This is a genomic window from Kluyvera sp. (assembly GCF_965301105.1).
Genome location: NZ_CBDKZX010000040.1, coordinates 17,418 through 37,299, shown reverse-complemented (window position 1 = coordinate 37,299; position 19,882 = coordinate 17,418). Strand labels below are relative to the sequence as shown.

Annotated in this window: 17 protein-coding genes; 7 read left to right on the top strand and 10 right to left on the bottom strand. The window is 55.8% G+C overall.

Annotation, left to right across the window (positions count from 1 at the left end; all coding sequences use genetic code 11):
* The 10 genes from dusB to acuI form a co-directional block, all read right to left on the bottom strand.
* Positions 1-595: tRNA dihydrouridine synthase DusB (gene dusB / locus ACW14G_RS14315; RefSeq protein ID WP_455648648.1), on the bottom strand; the 595-nt coding region annotated here is incomplete at its 3' end.
* A gap of 361 nt (positions 596-956) precedes the next feature.
* Entirely contained in the window at positions 957-1,838 is an 882-nt protein-coding gene (gene prmA, locus ACW14G_RS14310) for a 50S ribosomal protein L11 methyltransferase (RefSeq protein WP_249022678.1), read from the bottom strand.
* Between the two features lie 11 nt (positions 1,839-1,849).
* Entirely contained in the window at positions 1,850-3,301 is a 1,452-nt protein-coding gene (gene panF, locus ACW14G_RS14305) for a sodium/pantothenate symporter (RefSeq protein WP_163446539.1), read from the bottom strand.
* On the bottom strand, positions 3,291-3,536 hold the full coding sequence (locus ACW14G_RS14300) for a YhdT family protein (RefSeq protein ID WP_249022679.1): 246 nt from the start codon (positions 3,534-3,536) through the stop codon (positions 3,291-3,293). The genes panF and ACW14G_RS14300 overlap by 11 nt, the downstream gene beginning before the upstream one ends.
* A 110-nt stretch (positions 3,537-3,646) precedes the next feature.
* Complete coding sequence (gene accC / locus ACW14G_RS14295; protein ID WP_163446537.1) at positions 3,647-4,996, bottom strand: acetyl-CoA carboxylase biotin carboxylase subunit; 1,350 nt, start codon at positions 4,994-4,996, stop codon at positions 3,647-3,649.
* Between the two features lie 10 nt (positions 4,997-5,006).
* Positions 5,007-5,468, bottom strand: a complete 462-nt coding sequence (gene accB / locus ACW14G_RS14290; RefSeq protein WP_163446536.1) for an acetyl-CoA carboxylase biotin carboxyl carrier protein — start codon at positions 5,466-5,468, stop codon at positions 5,007-5,009.
* 22 nt (positions 5,469-5,490) lie between these two features.
* Positions 5,491-5,943, bottom strand: coding sequence for a type II 3-dehydroquinate dehydratase (gene aroQ, locus ACW14G_RS14285; RefSeq protein WP_064541720.1), 453 nt, complete (start codon positions 5,941-5,943; stop codon positions 5,491-5,493).
* 234 nt (positions 5,944-6,177) lie between these two features.
* Positions 6,178-6,777: a protein-methionine-sulfoxide reductase heme-binding subunit MsrQ gene (msrQ, locus tag ACW14G_RS14280; protein ID WP_163446535.1), complete on the bottom strand. Its 600-nt coding sequence runs from the start codon at positions 6,775-6,777 to the stop codon at positions 6,178-6,180.
* Positions 6,777-7,775, bottom strand: a complete 999-nt coding sequence (gene msrP / locus ACW14G_RS14275) for a protein-methionine-sulfoxide reductase catalytic subunit MsrP (protein ID WP_065356172.1) — start codon at positions 7,773-7,775, stop codon at positions 6,777-6,779. The genes msrQ and msrP overlap by 1 nt, the downstream gene beginning before the upstream one ends.
* Positions 7,776-7,852: 77 nt before the next feature.
* Entirely contained in the window at positions 7,853-8,827 is a 975-nt protein-coding gene (acuI, locus tag ACW14G_RS14270; RefSeq protein ID WP_249022680.1) for an acrylyl-CoA reductase (NADPH), read from the bottom strand.
* Between the two features lie 216 nt (positions 8,828-9,043).
* Here acuI and csrD point away from each other — a divergent pair, with 216 nt between their 5' ends.
* The 7 genes from csrD to yhdP all read left to right on the top strand — a co-directional run bounded on the left by csrD (position 9,044) and on the right by yhdP (position 19,790).
* Positions 9,044-10,984: an RNase E specificity factor CsrD gene (gene csrD, locus ACW14G_RS14265; protein WP_163446533.1), complete on the top strand. Its 1,941-nt coding sequence runs from the start codon at positions 9,044-9,046 to the stop codon at positions 10,982-10,984.
* 304 nt (positions 10,985-11,288) lie between these two features.
* Entirely contained in the window at positions 11,289-12,332 is a 1,044-nt protein-coding gene (gene mreB / locus ACW14G_RS14260; protein ID WP_000913396.1) for a rod shape-determining protein MreB, read from the top strand.
* 68 nt (positions 12,333-12,400) lie between these two features.
* Positions 12,401-13,408, top strand: a complete 1,008-nt coding sequence (mreC, locus tag ACW14G_RS14255; protein ID WP_163446532.1) for a rod shape-determining protein MreC — start codon at positions 12,401-12,403, stop codon at positions 13,406-13,408.
* Complete coding sequence (mreD, locus tag ACW14G_RS14250) at positions 13,408-13,896, top strand: rod shape-determining protein MreD (RefSeq protein ID WP_064541739.1); 489 nt, start codon at positions 13,408-13,410, stop codon at positions 13,894-13,896. Before mreC ends, mreD begins: the two co-directional genes overlap by 1 nt.
* A 7-nt stretch (positions 13,897-13,903) precedes the next feature.
* The gene (locus ACW14G_RS14245) at positions 13,904-14,497 is read left to right on the top strand and encodes a Maf family protein (protein ID WP_163446531.1); all 594 of its coding nucleotides are present in this window, start codon (positions 13,904-13,906) and stop codon (positions 14,495-14,497) included.
* Positions 14,487-15,956, top strand: a complete 1,470-nt coding sequence (rng, locus tag ACW14G_RS14240; protein WP_064541745.1) for a ribonuclease G — start codon at positions 14,487-14,489, stop codon at positions 15,954-15,956. The genes ACW14G_RS14245 and rng overlap by 11 nt, the downstream gene beginning before the upstream one ends.
* A 33-nt stretch (positions 15,957-15,989) precedes the next feature.
* Positions 15,990-19,790 carry an AsmA2 domain-containing protein YhdP gene (gene yhdP, locus ACW14G_RS14235; protein ID WP_249022681.1) on the top strand — a complete coding sequence of 1,267 codons (3,801 nt, stop codon included), beginning with the start codon at positions 15,990-15,992 and terminating at the stop codon, positions 19,788-19,790.
* The last annotated feature ends 92 nt before the right edge of the window (positions 19,791-19,882 follow it).

Genomic DNA, 19,882 nt, shown 5'->3' with positions numbered 1-19,882 from the left:
CGATAATCGGAATGGAAACTTTCTGCTTAACTGCCCGAATACTGTCGTACTCAGCGTCTCCGTTAAACAAGCAGGCGCGGGTGCGTCCGTGAATAGTCAGAGCCTGAATGCCACAGTCTTCAGCCAGTTGGGCAATTTCTACACAGTTACGGTGCTCAGGAGCCCAGCCAGTGCGAATCTTGAGTGTGACAGGAACGTCCACCGCCTTAACAACCGCGTTCAGGATAGCCTTCACCTGATCCGGATATTGCAGTAGGGCTGAGCCTGCTAGCTTGCGATTCACCTTTTTTGCCGGACAGCCCATATTAATATCAATAATCTGGGCGCCGCTTTCCACATTAATGCGGGCGGCTCCGGCCATCTCTTCAGGATCGCTACCGGCGATTTGCACGGTACGAATACCTGGTTCATCCACGTGCACCATACGTAACCGAGATTTATCGCTCTCCCACACCTGCGGGTTGGAGGACATCATCTCTGATACGGTTAAGCCTGCTCCCATCTCGTAGCACAACGTCCGGAATGGTCTGTCAGTGATGCCAGCCATGGGCGCTGCGATCAGGCGATTTCTGAGCTGGTGGTGTCCGATGCGCATGAGTTAAGAAATGACCATACTGTGACTGCAAGGCGGCGTATATTACGCATTTTTTGCACGAGATGAAAGGCCAAACTTTGAGCAATCCGATGTTGTAGATCAATGAATCTCAGTACTGAAAGCGAATCGACGATAAATTTCCATATTAATCATCAGATTATACAAAAGTGAATGTTTTGTGCGCATTCAGAAAATCATCAAACTTCTCTCGTATTCTTGCGCAACGGCGAGCGCTTGAGCGATAAAATGATGATTTAATGAACAATATTGGTTCGGTAAATGCGATCTGTCTCGCATTTATGAGGGGGATAAAACGTTCGGGGAGGGGAAAATGCGGCCAGCAGGCCGCATTCAGAGACGATTATTTTTTGCGGCCAGTAATGCGGCACCACTCTTCTTTTTCGACGACGGCGTCGAGGTCGAAGAGGTCGGCATACGCTTCACATACGCTTTCCGCCTGGCTGGCCAGGATGCCTGACAGGCCCAGCAGGCCGCCTGTAACCGGCAGCACGCTGATTAACGGCGCGAGTTCACGTAATGGGCCGGCCAGGATGTTGGCGACCACCACGTCGGCTTTCATGGCTTCTGGCTGGTCCTGCGGCAGATACAGCTCCAGGCGTTCGGAAACGCCGTTACGCTGGGCATTGTCGCGGCTGGCCTGAATGGCCTGCGGATCGATATCGATCCCGATGGCTTTCGCAGCACCCAGCTTCAGCGCGGCGATCGCGAGGATCCCGGAACCGCAGCCGAAGTCGATCACCGTCTTGCCGGTCAGATCCAGGCCGTCCAGCCATTGCAGACACAGCGAGGTGGTTGGGTGGGTACCGGTGCCGAAGGCCAGACCCGGGTCGAGCATCACGTTGACCGCGTTCTCATCCGGCACGTCGCGCCAGCTTGGGCAGATCCACAAACGCTCGCCAAAGCGCATCGGGTGGAAGTTGTCCATCCACTCACGCTCCCAGTCTTTATCTTCCAGCTGTTCGATTTTATGCGCAAAGCCCGCGCCCAGCAGAGGATGTTGCTCAAGCAGGGAAATGACCTCTTTCATGTCGGTTTCTGCATCAAACAGGCCGATAACGTCGGTATCGCCCCACAGGCGAGTTTCACCCGGCAACGGCTCGAAGACCGGCGTGTCATGCGTATCCTGGAAGGTGATGGAGACCGAACCGGCTTCCATCAGCGCATCGCTAAGATCTTCGGCATGGGCGCCGGTTGTGTTCAGTTTCAGTTGGATCCACGGCATGGCAAAACTCTTTATTTATCAGTAGAAATTACGGCTGCTTGTGGGGCAGGTTGACCAAAACGGTTCCCGACCACAAACGCCAGCAAACTTAGCAGTAACGAAGGCACAATCGGATGGAAGCCCAGGTACTGAATATTAAACGTCGCCAGTACGGCGTACAGCACGCCACCCACGATCATCCCGCTCAGCGCTCCGGCTGCATTGGCACGCTCCCAATACAGGCCTAACACCAACGGCCACAGGAATACGGCTTCAAGCCCGCCAAAGGCCAGCAGGTTTAACCAGATAATCATCTCAGGCGGGCGCCAGGCGGCCAGCAGCAGCAATGCGCCCAGAATCAGCGTGATTGCTGCCGACATGCGCTTCAAACGACGCTCATTCTGCATCTGTTCCGGGTGCAGATTCAAATAGAGATCTTTGATGATCGTAGCGGAACTTTGCAGCAGTTGGGCATTAATTGTCGACATAATTGCCGCCATCGGCGCCGCCAGGAAAATCCCTGCCGCGAAGGGGGGGAGCACTTTCACCATCAACGTAGGAATGACCAGATCCGGCACCGTGAGGTCCGGAATAACCGCGCGTCCCAGCGCGCCGGCAAGGTGCATACCGAACATCAGGATCGCGACGACGATTGTCCCGATAATAATACCCCGGTGCACCGCCTTACTGTCTTTATAAGAAATGCAGCGCACTGCCGTGTGCGGTAAACCAATTACCCCAAAGCAGACCAGCACCCAGAACGAGGTCATAAAGGTCGGCGACAGAATATCATCTGCCCCTTGTGGCGAAACGAGTTTCGGGTCAATCGCTTCCAGTGTTTGCACCGCGTGGCTCAACCCGCCCGCCGCATGCACAATGCCAACCAGCAGTACGATGGTGCCGACAAGCATCACCAAACCCTGCATGGTGTCGTTCAGCACGCTGGCGCGGAAGCCGCCGAACGCGGTATACAGTGCAATGCTGATACCAAAAATGAGAAGGCCGGTTTCATAGGGAATGCCCGCGGCGGTTTCCAGCAGGCGCGCGCCGCCGATAAACTGGACGGTCATCGCGCCGACAAAAGCAACCAGCAGACTCAGGCTTGCCAGCCAGACCAGCAGGCGACTCTGGTAGCGGGCAAACAGCATATCGTTGAGCGTCACGGCGTTATAGCGACGAGCAAGAATAGCGAACTTTTTGCCCAATACTCCCAGCGAGAGCCAGACGGCGGGTAGCTGAATCATCGCCAGCAGCACCCATCCGAGCCCGTACTTATAGGCTGCGCCCGGCCCGCCGATAAACGAACTGGCGCTGATATAGGTGGCCGTTAGCGTCATCGCCAGGACGATGCCCCCCATTGAGCGGCTACCGAGAAAATACTCATTGAGGAAGTTTCCGGTCGCTCGCTTACGCATGGCGTAAATCGACAGACCAAAAACGACGAGCAGATAGGCGATAAGCGGCAGAATGACTTCAAGCTGCATGGTCGTCATCCTCCAGCGGAATATCGCGATAGATAAATTTCACCATCGCCCAACACAACAAAATAAATACCAGCGGAATCAGCAGGCAGGCCATCTCAAACCAGTGCGGCAGGCCAGTGAAGCCCTGCACAGAGTTCGGTATGTAAGCGCTTGCTAACCACGCGGCAAGATAGAAAAGGGTTAGCCACAGCGCCCAGCGCGCCTCTTTATGGGCCTGAACAAAACGCTTGTCCATTTTTTGTCCCTTGTGGATGAAGAAAGCGGGGATTGTACCGCAAGGAAAAGATGAGGGGAGAGAAAAAGAAAAAAGGCCGGAAAATCCGGCCTTTTGCTGCGAGAACAGGATTATTTTTCCTGCAATCCGAGTTTTTTCTCCAGATAGTGGATGTTGGTACCACCATGCTGGAAGTTCTCGTCGCTCATAATGCGCATCTGCAGATCAACGTTGGTTTTGATACCGTCGATGATCAGCTCCTGCAGCGCATTCTTCATGCGAGCAATCGCCACGTCACGGGTCTCACCGTAGCAGATGAGTTTGCCGATCATTGAGTCATAGTACGGCGGTACGGTGTAGCCGGCGTAGATATGAGATTCCCAACGAACGCCAAAGCCGCCCGGCGCGTGGAAGCGGGTGATTTTACCCGGGCTTGGCAGGAAGGTGTCCGGGTCTTCGGCGTTGATACGGCATTCCACCGCATGGCCGCGAACCTGCACTTCTTCTTGCTTGATAGACAGCGGCTGACCGGCAGCAATACGCAGCTGCTCTTTGATCAGGTCAACGCCGGTGATCATCTCGGTAACCGGGTGCTCTACCTGGATACGGGTGTTCATTTCAATGAAGTAGAACTCGCCGTTTTCAAACAGGAACTCGAAAGTACCCGCGCCGCGGTAGCCGATATCCACACACGCTTTCGCGCAGCGTTCGCCGATGTAACGACGCAGTTCCGGGGTAATGCCCGGTGCCGGTGCTTCTTCGACGACTTTCTGGTGACGACGCTGCATGGAGCAGTCACGTTCAGCCAGATAGATAGCGTTGCCCTGACCATCAGCCAGTACCTGGATCTCGACGTGGCGAGGATTTTCCAGGTATTTTTCCATGTACACCATGTCATTGTTGAAAGCAGACTTCGCTTCCGCTTTGGTCATGGCAATGGACTGCGCCAGGTCGGAGTCGCTGCGCACTACGCGCATACCGCGACCGCCGCCGCCGCCGGAGGCTTTGATGATGACCGGGTAGCCGATGCGTTTCGCATGTGCGCGGTTAGCGTCCATGTCGTCGCCCAGCGGGCCGTCAGAGCCCGGAACGGTCGGTACGCCAGCTTTCTTCATCGCGGTGATCGCAGACACTTTGTCGCCCATCAGGCGAATGGTGTCGGCTTTCGGGCCGATGAAGATAAAGCCGGAACGTTCAACCTGCTCGGCAAAGTTGGCGTTCTCAGAGAGGAAGCCATAGCCTGGGTGAATCGCCACTGCGCCGGTGATCTCAGCTGCGCTGATGATAGCCGGGATGTTCAGATAGCTTTTTACGGATGGCGCCGGGCCGATACAAACCGTCTCATCCGCCAGCAGTACGTGTTTTAAATCGCGGTCCGCAGTTGAGTGCACAGCGACGGTCTTGATGCCCAGTTCTTTACAGGCACGAAGAATACGCAGTGCGATCTCGCCGCGGTTAGCGATGACAATTTTATCCAGCATCTTCGCCTCGTTACTCGATGACGACCAGCGGCTCGTCAAATTCAACCGGCTGACCGCTTTCTACCAGGATTGCTTTCACAGTCCCTGCTTTGTCAGCTTCAATCTGGTTCATCATTTTCATCGCTTCAACGATGCACAGGGTGTCGCCCACGTTAACTTTCTGACCAACTTCCACGAATGCTTTAGCATCCGGGCCTGGAGTGCGATAGAAAGTACCAACCATCGGGGAACGTACGATGTGACCACTGATTTCAGCTTTAGCCGGGGCTTCAGCTGCGGCTGGTGCTGCTGCCGCGACAGGTGCCTGCTGTTGCATAACAGGCGCTGCATAAGCCTGCTGCATCACTGGAATACCGGTGTTCGGCGCCGTGCGGCTGATGCGCACAGACTCTTCGCCTTCAGAAATTTCCAGTTCGTTGATGCCAGACTCTTCGACCAGCTCGATCAGTTTTTTAATCTTACGAATATCCATGAGTGGGTTCCGTACTCTTTGTTTAGTTTGATTGTGACAGGCGTTTTACCGCCGTCTGTAAAGCGTATGAATAGCCGTCAGCCCCGAGCCCGCAGATAACGCCGGAAGCGATATCAGACAGATACGAATGATGACGGAATGGTTCGCGCGCATGGACGTTGCTGAGGTGAATCTCGATAAACGGGATGCTCACCGACAGCAACGCATCGCGAAGGGCAACGCTCGTGTGCGTGAACGCGGCCGGATTGATCAGGATATAGTCAATATTGTCTTTAGCCTGATGAATACGGTCGATGAGGACGTACTCGGCGTTGGATTGCAGGCTGTCGAGCGTGACGTTCAAGGCTTCGGCTTCCGCGGTTAAGCGGCTTACGATCTGGGAAAGCGTCAGCGTGCCATACTTCTCTGGCTCACGGGTGCCTAACATATTCAGGTTCGGGCCGTTCAAAAGCAAAATGCGAAACTTGTCAGTCATTGTGCTGCTATCTCCTGCAATTCTCGGGTAAAAAACAAAATATACCTTCGATGCGCGATTGTCACCTTTTCAGAGGCTTAAAACCCCCGTCAGGAAAACCAAGGTCGCACATTATAACTATTTCGTAGCATTTGGCAGCTAAATACTGGTCTTATCAGGGAAGATTATCAACTGCTATCGTGTAAAGAACGTCTGACTATAAGTGAATTGTGGTAAACCGCACATATCGCGACATCATCGCCACCACTGGCGAAACTTCTTATAGCGACAGGCTAATAGCACGATGGCGCAGCCGGCATAGATGAGCGGTTGTGGTGAGATAATCTTCACCGACCACAGATAATGTATCGGCGCGAGGATCGCGACAAGATAGACGAAGTTATGCAAAAGCTGCCAGCGTCGCCCGAGTTTTCGTTGCATCGCCTGCGTTGAGGTGACCGCCAGCGCCAACAGGATAAGCCAGCAGGCTAATCCCAGCAGCAGATAGGGCCGAGTCACAATTTCTTGTCCCAATAGCGACAGATTCTGTATCCCCAGTTCCAGCAGGCTGTAGCTGGTGAGGTGAATCGTCGCCCAGGTGAAACACCACAGACCCAACAAGCGGCGCGTGCGAATCAGCAACGGCTGTTTAGCGTAACGCGCCAGCGGGGCGACCAACAAGGTCGCCAGCAGCAATTTCAGAGCCATCCTACCGGTAAAGTGCTGGATATCCTTGACCGGATCGGCGCTGAGCTGCCCTTGAGAGACCGCCCAGAACAGCCACGCAAACGGCAAAAATGCGGCAAGATGCAGGCAAACTTTCAGCCAGGTTATCTGTTTAGCCGTTAAACGCATTAAAAATTCTCCCGCAGATTCATCCCGCGATACAGCGAGGCCACCTCATCGGCGTAGCCGTTAAACAGCAGCGTCGGTTGGCGCTGTACGTCGAGAATGCCGCCAGAACCGATAAACCGTTCCGTTGCCTGAGACCAGCGAGGGTGATCGACATGCGGGTTCACGTTGGCGTAAAAACCGTATTCATCAGGCGCCGCCAGGTTCCAGGTGGTATCGGGGCGATCGCGGGTGAGCGTAATACTGACAATCGACTTAATGCCTTTAAAGCCGTACTTCCATGGCACCGTCAGGCGGATCGGCGCGCCGTTTTGCGGCGGTAATGCTTTGCCGTAAACGCCCACGGTGAGCAGCGTCAGCGGATTCATCGCTTCGTCCAGACGTAGCCCTTCTATATAAGGATATGCCAGGCCGCCGCCGATAAAGCGATCCTTCTGTCCGGGCATGGTTTCTGGCGAGTAGAGGGTTTTAAAAGCCACGTACTTCGCGTTGCTGGTGGGTTCGACGGCAGCCAGCAGCTTATGCAGCGGGAAGCCAATCCACGGCACCACCATCGACCACGCCTCCACGCAGCGCATTCGATAAATTCGTTCTTCCAGTGGAAAACGTTTGGTCAGGTCATCATGATCGAGCGTCAACGGTTTCGCCACTTCGCCACCGATCGTCAGTTTCCACGGGTTGGTCTGTAAACTTCCGGCGTTCGCTGCCGGATCGGCCTTATCCAACCCAAATTCATAAAAGTTGTTGTAGCCGGTGACTTTATTTTCTGGCGTCAGCGTCAGTTTGCTTTGCCATTGGGCGGGTTTATCGAAGGTAAGCGGCGCGCCTGAAGGGGCGGCAGGGCGGTCATTGCCCTTAAACCAGTCGGTCAGACTGGAGGCGTGCAGGGGAAGCGAGGCGGCAGCGGTGCCAATGCCCAGCATTTTCAACACCTGGCGGCGTTTGAGCATAAACACGGACTCGGCCGTGACGTCTGCTTCAGTCAGTTTTTTGCGATTCATAATGCTCTCCGTCATGCTTTTTTCTAAGCATGACGGAGGCCAGACATTAATGCGAATATGTCACGAAAAATTGCATTTTAGGCGATTTTGACCAGCGTACGGCCCTGAATCTGGTTGTTAATGATCTTGTCGGCAAATGCGGGCGCCTGGTCGAGGCTAATTTCCGTTGCGCTTTGGTGATAGAACGTTTCGGGCAGATCCGCCACCAGACGTTTCCATGCTTCGGCGCGACGGGCCGCTGGCGTCATGACCGAGTCAACGCCCTGCAGACGCACGTTACGCAGGATAAACGGCATGACGGTGGTGGGTAGCGCAAAACCGCCAGCCAGGCCGCAGGCTGCGACGCAACCGCCGTAGTTCATCTGCGCCAGTACTTTAGCCAGCACTTTATCACCCACGGTGTCTACCGCACCGGCCCAGACCTGTTTCTCCAGCGGACGGGTTTCGGCAAATTCGTCACGGCCCAGAATACGGCTCGCGCCCAGCGCGCGCAGGTAATCATGAGTGCTTTCGCGTCCGGAAACGGCGGCCACCTGATAACCCAGCTTATGCAGCAGAGCTATCGCGGTGCTGCCTACGCCGCCGCTGGCGCCGGTCACCACGATTTCGCCATCTTCCGGGCGCACGCCCGCGTCTTCCAGCGCCATCACGCACAGCATCGCGGTAAAGCCCGCGGTGCCGATAATCATGGTTTTACGTCCGTCCAGGCCTGCCGGCAACGGTACCAGCCAGTCACCGTTGACGCGCGCGCGCTCGGACAGCCCGCCCCAATGGTTTTCGCCAACGCCCCAACCGGTCAGCAGCACCTGCTGGCCCGGTGTGAAGCGTGCGTCGTCACTGTGATGAACCGTACCGGCAAAGTCGATACCCGGCACCATCGGGAAGTTACGGATAATTTTCCCTTTGCCGGTGATGGCGAGCGCATCTTTATAATTCAAACTGGACCACTGGATGTCGACGGTGACGTTGCCCTGCGGCAGCAGACTGTCGTCAACGGCCTTCACTGCGGCGAGGGTTTTGCCATCCTGCTGTTCTAAGATGAGTGCCTGCATAACCTTTCCTTACATGGTCTGATAGTGAAAAAATTTACCGGGGACTATACTCGCTTATCATCATTTGATATCGATTTGGCGCAATAAATTGCCAGATCCGCCAGGTTTGGTAGTATGCCAGCCTGGTTTGATATGTTAGTGCTTACTTCTTGTAAGACACGGACGCTGGCACCCGGCCTCTGTCGGGGATGATTAACCCACGGAGTTAACTCAGGGATGCGATTAACGACGAAGTTCTCAGCCTTTTTTACGCTCTTAACCGGGCTTACCATCTTTGTGACGTTAATTGGCTCCTCACTGAGTTTCTATAACGGCATACAGTATAAGATAGCCACGCGCGTGCAGGCCGTCGCGACCGTGCTGGATAATCGACTGGTCAACAGCTCGTTTGAGACGCTCGACAACCAGCTCGATGAAATCATGGTGCCGCTCGACATCGTGCGTATCGACTTTACCCTGAACGACAAATCACTGTTCCACCATACCCGCAGCAGTAGTTATCTGCCGATGGGCAGCCACTATCAGTATCGCGAAATCACGGTGGCGTCGCTCAAACATCCCGGCATGAAGATTCATCTGGTGTATCTGGACCCGATGGCCAACTATTTCCGCTCGCTGATGACCACCGCGCCGTTGACTATCACGATTGCCTTTATGGTGCTGGTGGTCTTTATTGCCGTGCGCTGGCTGCGACGCCAGCTGGCGGGTGAAGAGCTGCTGGAGATGCGCGCTACGCGGATCCTTAACGGCGAGCGCGGCGCGAAGGCAAAGGGGAATATTCACGAATGGCCGGCACGTACCAGCTCGGCGCTGGATACGCTGCTGTCGGAGATTCAGTTTGCCGGCGAGCAGCGCAGTCGTCTGGATACGCTGATTCGCTCTTATGCCGCGCAGGATTCAAAAACCGGCCTGAGCAACCGTCTGTTTTTCGATAGCCAGTTGGCGACGCTGCTCGACGACCAGGAAAACGTGGGGGCGCACGGCATCGTCATGATGATCCGCCTGCCGGATTTCGACTTTTTGCGCGACAACTGGGGCCGCGCGGCGGCGGAAGAACACGTCTTTACCCTGATTAACCTGCTCTCCACCTTTATTATGCGCTACCCCGGCGCGTTACTGGCGCGCTACCGCCGCAGCGACTTTACCGTTCTGTTGCCGCACCGCACGCTAAAAGAGGCCGACAGTATTGCCGGGCAGCTCTTAAAAGCCATCGACGGTCTGCCGCTGGCAAAAATTCTCGATCGCGATGACATGATGCATATCGGCATTTGCGCCTGGCGCAGCGGGCAAACCACCGAGCAGGTGATGGAACACGCCGAAGCGGCGGTACGTAATGCCGTATTGCAGGGCAGCAACAGCTGGGCCATTTATGATGATTCACTACCGGAGAAAGGGCGCGGCAACGTGCGCTGGCGTACCCTGATTGAGCAAATGCTCAGTCGCGGCGGCCCGCGTTTGTATCAAAAGCCGGCCGTGAGTCTTGACGGCACCGTGCATCATCGAGAGCTGATGTGCCGGATCTTCGACGGTAAAGAAGAGGTCATTGCCGCCGAGTATCTGCCGATGGTGCTGGAGTTCGGACTGGGCGAAGAGTACGACCGTTTACAGATTACCCGTCTGCTTCCTTTCCTCAGCTTCTGGCCGCAAGAAAACCTGGCGATTCAGGTTACCGTAGAGTCATTGATCCGCCCGCGTTTTCAACGCTGGTTACGTGATGTATTAATGCAGTGCGAAAAATCGCATCGTCGACGGATTATTTTTGAACTTGCAGAGGTAGATGTCTGTCAACATATGACGCGTCTCCAGCCCGTCGTTCGTTTAATTCATGCGTTAGGCGTTCGGGTCGCGGTGACGCAGGCAGGTTTAGCCCTTGTCAGCACCAGTTGGATTAAGCAGCTTGAGATTGAACTGATTAAGATCGATCCGGTGCTGGTACGTGATATAGAAAAGCGCAGCCAGAACCAGCTGCTGGTACAAAGTCTGGTAGAGGCCTGTAAAGGAACATCAATACAGGTATTTGCCGCCGGTGTACGCAGCCGCGGTGAATGGCAGGTGCTGACAGAATGCGGAGTTTTCGGCGGCCAGGGAGATTTTTTTGCCTCTTCCCAGCCACTTGACGCAAATGTGAAAAAATATTCGCAAAGATATTCGGTTTGACCTGCTGTTTAACGTGTTTATCACGTAGAATAACGCGCGCGGTTTTTTCCGGGAGTGTGCATGTCTGCTCGCCAGGGAAAACGACGCATCACGCATGTGACGACCTTTGACAGGTACAAATCCAGGATGGAGCGGCAGTGAGTCTCCCTGCACTGAAGGAGTCAGGTTGGATTTGTAACAAAGGTAACGAACTGCACTAATTTTCACCGTTGCAGATGATTTTTGCGCCTTGTCGCTGCTGCGTGTGGTTGGTAAAGTAAGCGGATTTTGTTTTCCGCCCCAGCTTTCAGGATTATCCCTTAGTATGTTGAAAAAATTTCGTGGCATGTTTTCCAATGACCTGTCCATTGACCTGGGTACCGCGAATACCCTGATTTACGTAAAAGGACAAGGCATCGTATTGAATGAGCCTTCCGTGGTCGCCATTCGTCAGGATCGTGCCGGTTCACCGAAAAGCGTGGCCGCCGTAGGTCATGACGCAAAACAGATGCTGGGCCGTACGCCAGGTAACATCGCGGCTATTCGTCCGATGAAAGACGGCGTTATCGCTGACTTCTTCGTGACCGAAAAAATGCTCCAGCACTTCATCAAACAGGTTCACAGCAACAGCTTTATGCGCCCAAGCCCGCGCGTGCTGGTCTGTGTACCGGTTGGCGCCACTCAGGTTGAACGTCGTGCGATCCGTGAATCCGCTCAGGGCGCTGGCGCCCGTGAAGTGTTCCTGATTGAAGAACCGATGGCTGCCGCAATTGGTGCCGGCCTGCCGGTTTCTGAAGCCACCGGTTCCATGGTGGTCGATATCGGTGGCGGTACCACGGAAGTGGCCGTTATCTCCCTGAACGGCGTGGTTTACTCCTCTTCCGTACGTATCGGTGGTGACCGCTTCGACGAAGCGATCATCAACTACGTTCGCCGTAACTACGGCTCTCTGATCGGTGAAGCCACCGCAGAACGTATCAAGCACGAAATCGGCTCCGCTTACCCGGGTGACGAAGTGCGTGAAATCGAAGTGCGTGGCCGTAACCTGGCAGAAGGCGTTCCGCGTGGTTTCACGCTGAATTCCAACGAAATTCTCGAAGCGCTGCAGGAGCCGCTGACCGGCATCGTGAGCGCAGTGATGGTTGCACTGGAACAGTGCCCGCCAGAACTGGCTTCCGACATCTCCGAGCGCGGTATGGTTCTGACCGGTGGTGGCGCGCTGCTGCGCAACCTCGACCGCCTGTTAATGGAAGAAACCGGTATTCCAGTTGTCGTTGCTGAAGATCCGCTGACCTGCGTAGCGCGTGGCGGCGGCAAGGCGCTGGAAATGATCGACATGCACGGCGGCGACTTGTTTAGCGAAGAGTAGTCAGCATGAGGTTCAGGGTAGCCAGAAGGCTACCCTCAATTTCACTGACACGAGAATACGCATAGCCTATGAAGCCCATTTTTAGCCGTGGCCCGTCGCTGCAGATTCGCCTTATTCTGGCGGTGCTGGTGGCGCTGGGTGTCATTATCGCCGACAGCCGCCTGGGTATGTTCAGTCAAATCCGAACGTACATGGATACTGCCGTCAGTCCTTTCTACTTTGTTTCTAATGGTCCTCGTGAACTGCTCGATAGCGTCTCGCAAACGCTGGCTTCACGCGATCAGCTCGAACTCGAAAACCGTGCACTGCGTCAGGAACTGCTGCTGAAAAACAGCGACCTGCTGATGCTGGGTCAGTACAAGCAAGAAAATGCCCGTTTACGTGAGCTGTTAGGTTCACCGCTACGCCAGGACGAACAGAAAATGGTGACGCAGGTGATCTCAACGGTAAACGATCCCTACAGCGACCAGGTGGTTATCGACAAAGGCAGCGTGAACGGCGTTTACGAAGGCCAGCCGGTGATCAGCGATAAAGGCGTTGTGGGTCAGGTTGTGGCCGTCGCCAAACTCACCAGCCGCGTGCTGCTGATTTGCGATGCTACCCATGCGCTGCCCATTCAGGTGCTGCGTAACGATATCCGTGTGATTGCCGCCGGTAACGGTTGTACCGACGATCTCCAACTGGAACATCTGCCTGCCAACACCGATATTCGCGTGGGCGACGTGCTGGTGACATCGGGCCTGGGCGGGCGTTTCCCGGAAGGCTACCCGGTTGGCGTCGTTTCGTCGGTTAAGCTGGATACGCAGCGTGCGTACACGGTGATTCAGGCGCGTCCAACCGCAGGCCTGCAGCGTCTGCGTTATCTGCTGCTGCTGTGGGGCGCCGATCGTAACGGCACTAACCCGATGACCCCGGAAGAGGTGCATCGCGTGGCGAATGAACGCCTGATGCAGATGATGCCTCAGGTGCTGCCGTCGCCAGAAACCATGGGGCCGCAGCTTCCCGCTCCGGCAACGGGGTTAACCACGCCGCCTGCGGGTACGCCGCCACCGCAACCCTCCGCAGGGGGGCAATAGTGGCAAGTTACCGTAGCCAGGGACGCTGGGTAATCTGGCTCTCGTTTCTTATCGCACTGTTGCTACAAGTTATGCCCTGGCCGGACGACCTCACGGTTTTCCGGCCAAACTGGGTACTGCTCATTCTGCTGTACTGGTCACTGGCGCTGCCGCATCGGGTGAATGTTGGCACGGGGTTCGTGATGGGTGCCATACTGGATCTGATCAGTGGTTCAACGCTTGGCGTGCGCGCGCTGTCGTTGAGCATTGTGGCGTATCTGGTGGCGCTGAAATATCAGCTGTTCCGTAACCTGGCGCTCTGGCAGCAGGCGCTGGTGGTTATGTTGCTCTCGCTTGCCACGGATATTATTGTTTTCTGGGCAGAGTTTTTAGTGATCAACGTCTCTTTCCGCCCTGAAGTGTTCTGGAGTAGTGTAGTAAACGGCGTGCTCTGGCCGTGGATATTTCTTTTGATGCGTAAAGTTCGTCAGCAATTTGCCGTTCAATAAGGTCGTTATGGTATCTCTCTATCTTGCTTCAGGTTCTCCACGTCGTCAGGAACTGCTCACTCAGTTAGGGGTGACCTTTGAGAAAGTGGTTCCGGGTATTGAAGAAGTGCGCCGTCCTCATGAGGATGCACAGCACTACGTGGCGCGACTGGCGCGCGAGAAAGCGCAGGCGGGTGTCGCCTTAGCGAGCGAAGATCTCCCGGTTCTGGGAGCAGATACCATTGTTATCCTCAACGGTGAAGTGCTGGAGAAACCGCGCGATGAAGCACATGCGGCAGCGATGCTGCGTAAGCTTTCGGGGAATACCCATCAGGTGATGACTGCTGTTGCGCTGGCCGATAGCCAGCAAACGCTCGACTGTCTGGTGGTCACTGATGTGACCTTCCGGACGCTCTCTGATGACGATATCGCAGCGTATGTTGCGAGCGGAGAACCTTTAGATAAAGCAGGTGCATACGGTATTCAAGGGCTGGGTGGCTGTTTCGTCAGGAAGATAAATGGCAGCTATCACGCCGTAGTCGGCTTACCGCTGGTGGAAACGTATGAGTTGCTGAGTAACTTTAACTCGCTACGTGAAAAAAGGGATACACATGACGGCTGAACTATTAGTGAACGTGACGCCATCGGAGACGCGGGTGGCGTACATCGATGGCGGCATTTTGCAGGAAATTCATATTGAGCGTGAAGCGCGACGCGGAATAGTAGGCAATATCTACAAAGGTCGTGTTAGTCGTGTCTTACCGGGTATGCAGGCGGCTTTTGTAGATATTGGTCTCGATAAGGCGGCGTTCCTTCACGCCTCCGATATCATGCCGCATACCGAATGCGTGGCGGGTGAAGAGCAAAAGCAGTTCACCGTCCGCGATATTTCTGAACTGGTGCGTCAGGGACAGGATCTGATGGTGCAGGTGGTGAAAGATCCGCTGGGAACCAAAGGCGCGCGTCTGACCACCGACATCACCTTACCTTCTCGCTACCTGGTCTTTATGCCTGGCGCTTCTCACGTCGGCGTGTCACAGCGTATTGAAAGTGAAGCCGAACGCGACCGCTTAAAGAAAGTGGTGGCCGATTACTGCGATGAACAGGGCGGATTTATCATTCGTACCGCCGCGGAAGGGGTGTGCGAGGAGGATTTAGCCTCCGATGCCGCCTACCTTAAGCGCGTGTGGACGAAAGTGATGGAGCGTAAAAAACGCCCACAGACCCGCTACCAGATGTATGGCGAGCTTGCGCTGGCGCAGCGTGTGCTCCGCGACTTTGCTGACGCTCAGCTGGATAAAATTCGCGTTGATTCCCGTTTGACCTACGAAGCGTTAATGGAATTCACGGCTGAATATATGCCTGAAATGACCAGTAAGCTTGAGCACTACAGCGGTCGCCAGCCTATCTTCGATCTCTTCGATGTTGAGAATGAAATCCAGCGTGCGCTGGAGCGTAAAGTGGAACTTAAGTCAGGCGGCTATCTGGTTATCGACCAGACCGAAGCGATGACTACCGTGGACATCAATACCGGGGCCTTTGTCGGCCACCGTAATCTCGATGACACCATTTTCAACACCAATATTGAAGCCACTCAGGCGATTGCGCGTCAGCTGCGTCTGCGTAATCTTGGCGGCATTATCATCATCGACTTTATCGATATGAATAATGAAGATCACCGTCGCCGGGTGCTGCACTCGTTGGAACAGGCGCTGAGTAAAGACAGGGTCAAAACCAGCGTGAACGGGTTCTCGCCGCTGGGGCTGGTGGAGATGACTCGTAAGCGCACTCGTGAAAGCGTCGAGCACGTGCTGTGCACCGAATGCCCTACCTGCCATGGTCGCGGCACGGTGAAAACCGTTGAAACGGTATGCTATGAAATCATGCGTGAAATTGTGCGCGTTCATCACGCCTACGACTCCGATCGCTTCCTGGTCTATGCTTCTCCTTCGGTGGCGGAAACGCTGAAGGGTGAAGAATCCCACGCGCTGGCGGAAGTGGAGATCTTTGTGGGTAAGCAGGTCAAAGTTCAAATCGAACCGCTCTATAACCCGGAGCAGTTTGATGTGGTCATGATGTAATAACGCAGCCTGCTGCGACCCAAGGAGAGATGCGTGAGGCGATTGCCGGGGATTTTACTGCTCACCGTTGCCACACTGGTTGTCGTTGTCGCGCTGCTGGTGAGCGGCCTGCGTCTGGCGCTGCCGCATCTGGATAAATGGCGTCCGGCGCTGCTGGGTAAAATTGAAACGGCGACCGGGCTGCCGGTCTCCGCCTCACAAATCCAGGCCAGCTGGCAGAATTTTGGCCCGACCCTCGATGTTCGTGATATCAAAGCCGGGCTGAATGACGGCGGCGAACTCTCCATCAAACGCGCCTCCATGGCGCTGGACGTCTGGCAAAGCCTGCTGCACATGCGTTGGCAGTTCCGCGAGCTGACCTTCTGGCAGCTGCAAATTCACACCAACACGCCGTTGCAGAAAAACGACAGCGACGATGGCCTGAAGGGCGATCGCATCGGCGATCTCTTCCTACGCCAGTTCGACCACTTCACCTTACGCGACAGTCACCTCAGTTTCCTGACCCTCTCCGGCCAGCGTGCCGAACTTGCGGTGCCGCAGCTCACATGGGTGAATGACAAAAACCGTCACCGTGCCGAAGGTGAGCTGAGCCTTTCCAGCCTCACCGGACAGCACGGAGTGATGAAAGTGCGCATGGACTTGCGCGATGAAAACGGCCTGCTCAATAAAGGGCGGCTCTGGTTGCAGGCCGATGATATCGATGTCAAGCCGTGGCTCGGGCGGTGGATGCAGGACAACATCGCGCTGACCAGCGCGCGCTTTAGTCTTGAAGGCTGGGTGTCGCTGGATAAAGGTGAAGTGGCCAACGGCGACGTGTGGCTGAAAAAGGGCGGCGCCAGCTGGCAGGGCGACCAGCAAACGCATCAGCTCTCGGTGGACAACCTCACCGCGCATCTTTCTCGGGAAAAAGAGGGCTGGGAATTCCGCATTCCCGATACCCGCATCACCATTGATGATACGCCATGGCCGCGCGGCGCGCTGGCGCTGGCATGGATCCCGGCTCAGGAAGTCGGCGGGCCAGACGCTAAGCGCAGCGATGAACTGCGTATTCGTGCCAGCCACCTGTCGCTCGCCGGGTTAAACGGCCTGCTGCCAATCGCCGAGAAGCTCTCGCCGGAAGTGGCTGATATCTGGCGTACGGCTCAGCCGAGCGGCATGGTTGATGCCCTGGCGATGGATATTCCTCTCCAGGAAACCAGCAAAACGCGCTTTAACGCGAGCTGGGACAATCTGGCCTGGAAGCAGTGGAAGTTGCTGCCGGGGGCTGAACATGTTTCCGGCAGCATATCGGGCAGCGTCGAGAACGGCGCGCTGCACGTCGCCATGCAAAAAGCGCTGATGCCTTACGAGCACGTGTTCCGCGCGCCGCTGGAGATTGCCAACGGCACGGCTACGCTGAACTGGGTGAACAACGACAAAGGCTTCATGCTGGACGGGCGCAATATCGACGTGCAGGCGACCGGCGTTCGTGCTGCCGGTGGTTTCCGCTATCTTCAGCCAAAAGACGATCAGCCCTGGCTGGGCATTCTCGCCGGGATCAGCACCAATGATGGCGGCCAGGCGTGGCGCTACTTCCCGGAAAACCTGATGGGTAAGAAGCTGGTTGATTACCTGAGCGGCGCGATCAAAGCTGGCAAGGCGGAAAACGCCACGCTGGTGTATGGCGGTAACCCGCACCTGTTCCCTTATAAGCACAACGAAGGCCAGTTCCAGGTCTACGTTCCACTGCACGATGCGACCTTTGCCTTCCAGCCGGACTGGCCAGCGCTGACCAATCTTGATATTGAGCTGAACTTTATTAACGAAGGCCTGTGGATGAAGGCGGATAAAGCGACGCTCGGCGGCGTGACCGCCAGTAATCTTGAGGCGGCCATTCCAGACTACGAGAAAGAGAAGCTGCTGATCGACGCCGATATCAACGGTCCGGGCAAAGCGGTTGGTCCGTATTTCCAGGAGACGCCTCTGCACGACTCGCTGGCGGCGGCCCTTGAAGAGTTGCAGATTGACGGCGATGTGAGTGCACGCTTACATCTCGATATCCCGCTCGACGGCGAACAGGTCACCGCGAAAGGCAACGTAGCACTGAATAACAACAGCCTGTTTATCAAGCCGTTGGACAGCACGCTGCATAACCTGAAAGGCAAATTCAGCTTTGAAAACGGCAACCTGACCAGTGAACCGCTGACGGCAACCTGGTTTAATCAGCCGCTGAATATCGATTTCACCACCACCGAAGGGGCGAAAGCGTATCAGGTGGGCGTGAATATGCAGGCCGACTGGCAGCCCGTTAAAATGGGCGTGCTGCCGAAACAGCTCAACGATGCGTTGAAAGGCAGCGTGCCGTGGAAAGGCAATGTCGCGATTGAGCTGCCGTATCACGGTAGCGCCACCTACAAGGTAGGCATTACCGGCGATCTGCAGAATGTGAGTAGTAACTTACCTTCGCCAGCCAACAAAACGGCGGGTCAGGCGCTGCCGCTTAAAATTGACGTCGACGGCAATCTGCGCAGTTTCGACCTGACTGGCAACGTCGGTCAGAGTAACCACATTAACAGCCGCTGGCTGCTGGGTAATAAGCTGGCGCTCCAGAGCGCCATCTGGACCTCGGACAGCCGTACGATACCGCCGCTGCCGCAGGCGCCGGGAGTTGAACTGAACTTACCGCCGATGGATGGCGCGCAGTGGCTGGCCCTGTTCCAGCGCGGCGCGGCGGATAGCGTGAGCTCCGCTGCCTCGTTCCCGGAAAGCGTCACGCTGCGCACACCGTCGCTGGCCTTTGCTGGCCAGCAGTGGAACAACCTGAGTCTGGTCTCAAAACCGACGGCTGACGGATCGCGCGTGGAAGCGCAGGGCCGCGAAATTAACGCCAGCCTGACGATGAAGAACAACTCGCCGTGGCAGGCCGCGGTGCGCTATCTCTACTACAACCCGTCGGCGAACCCGCTGGCGCAGACAGCCAGCAGCGGAAGCGTGAACGCCACCGCCAGCAGCAGCGCTATCGACTTCCATGGTTGGCCCGATCTCCAGCTGCGCTGCGCTGAGTGCTGGCTATGGGGGCAGAAATACGGGCGAATCGACGGTGATTTCAGCGTCAAAGGCGATACGCTCTCGCTGGCAAATGGCCTGGTGGATACCGGCTTTGGCCGCTTGACCGCCGAGGGCGTGTGGGTGAATGCGGCCTCTGGCCAGCGCACCTCGCTGAAGGGCAAAATTCACGGTAACAACGTTGATGATGCGGTGGCCTTCTTCGGCGTTTCCACGCCAATTCGCGACGCGTCCGTTGATGTAGACTACGATTTACATTGGCGTGATAAACCATGGCAGCCGGATGTCGCTTCGCTGAACGGTATTCTCAAATCGCGCGTCAGCAAAGGGCAGTTTACCGATATTTCTACCGGCCACGCCGGGCAGTTGCTGCGCCTGCTGAGCGTCGATGCGTTGTTGCGTAAGCTGCGCTTTGACTTTAGTGACACCTTCAGTGACGGGTTCTACTTTGACTCCATCCGCAGCACCGCGTGGATTAAGGACGGGGTGCTGAATACTGATGATACGCTGGTGGATGGCCTGGAGGCGGATATCGCCATGAAAGGCTCGGTTGACCTGGTGCGCCGCGAGTTGAATATGGAAGCGATTGTCGCGCCGGAAATCTCGGCGACGGTCGGCGTGGCGACGGCTTTCGCGGTGAACCCGATTATCGGCGCGGCGGTGTTTGCCGCGACCAAGGTACTGGGGCCATTGTGGAACAAGGTCTCGATCCTGCGTTATCGCATCACCGGCCCGATCGACAAGCCACAAATTAACGAAGTGCTGCGCCAGGCGCGTAGCAATAAATAGCCGTGATTTGACGCAAGCCTTGAATTGCCTCAATCTCATACGACAAACACCCGGAATACAGGCCCGCTATGCTTAAGGCACGCGGGCATTAG

What these genes read in the sequence shown, in the direction of transcription:
- aroQ (WP_064541720.1), bottom strand. Translation starts at nt 5,943, where the DNA reads ATGACTGACAAGTTTCGCATTTTGCTTTTGAACGGCCCGAACCTGAAT.
- accC (WP_163446537.1), bottom strand. Translation starts at nt 4,996, where the DNA reads ATGCTGGATAAAATTGTCATCGCTAACCGCGGCGAGATCGCACTGCGT.
- accB (WP_163446536.1), bottom strand. Translation starts at nt 5,468, where the DNA reads ATGGATATTCGTAAGATTAAAAAACTGATCGAGCTGGTCGAAGAGTCT.
- mreC (WP_163446532.1), top strand. Translation starts at nt 12,401, where the DNA reads ATGAAGCCCATTTTTAGCCGTGGCCCGTCGCTGCAGATTCGCCTTATT.
- csrD (WP_163446533.1), top strand. Translation starts at nt 9,044, where the DNA reads ATGCGATTAACGACGAAGTTCTCAGCCTTTTTTACGCTCTTAACCGGG.
- acuI (WP_249022680.1), bottom strand. Translation starts at nt 8,827, where the DNA reads ATGCAGGCACTCATCTTAGAACAGCAGGATGGCAAAACCCTCGCCGCA.
- prmA (WP_249022678.1), bottom strand. Translation starts at nt 1,838, where the DNA reads ATGCCGTGGATCCAACTGAAACTGAACACAACCGGCGCCCATGCCGAA.
- ACW14G_RS14245 (WP_163446531.1), top strand. Translation starts at nt 13,904, where the DNA reads ATGGTATCTCTCTATCTTGCTTCAGGTTCTCCACGTCGTCAGGAACTG.
- rng (WP_064541745.1), top strand. Translation starts at nt 14,487, where the DNA reads ATGACGGCTGAACTATTAGTGAACGTGACGCCATCGGAGACGCGGGTG.
- msrP (WP_065356172.1), bottom strand. Translation starts at nt 7,775, where the DNA reads ATGAATCGCAAAAAACTGACTGAAGCAGACGTCACGGCCGAGTCCGTG.
- panF (WP_163446539.1), bottom strand. Translation starts at nt 3,301, where the DNA reads ATGCAGCTTGAAGTCATTCTGCCGCTTATCGCCTATCTGCTCGTCGTT.
- ACW14G_RS14300 (WP_249022679.1), bottom strand. Translation starts at nt 3,536, where the DNA reads ATGGACAAGCGTTTTGTTCAGGCCCATAAAGAGGCGCGCTGGGCGCTG.
- msrQ (WP_163446535.1), bottom strand. Translation starts at nt 6,777, where the DNA reads ATGCGTTTAACGGCTAAACAGATAACCTGGCTGAAAGTTTGCCTGCAT.
- mreB (WP_000913396.1), top strand. Translation starts at nt 11,289, where the DNA reads ATGTTGAAAAAATTTCGTGGCATGTTTTCCAATGACCTGTCCATTGAC.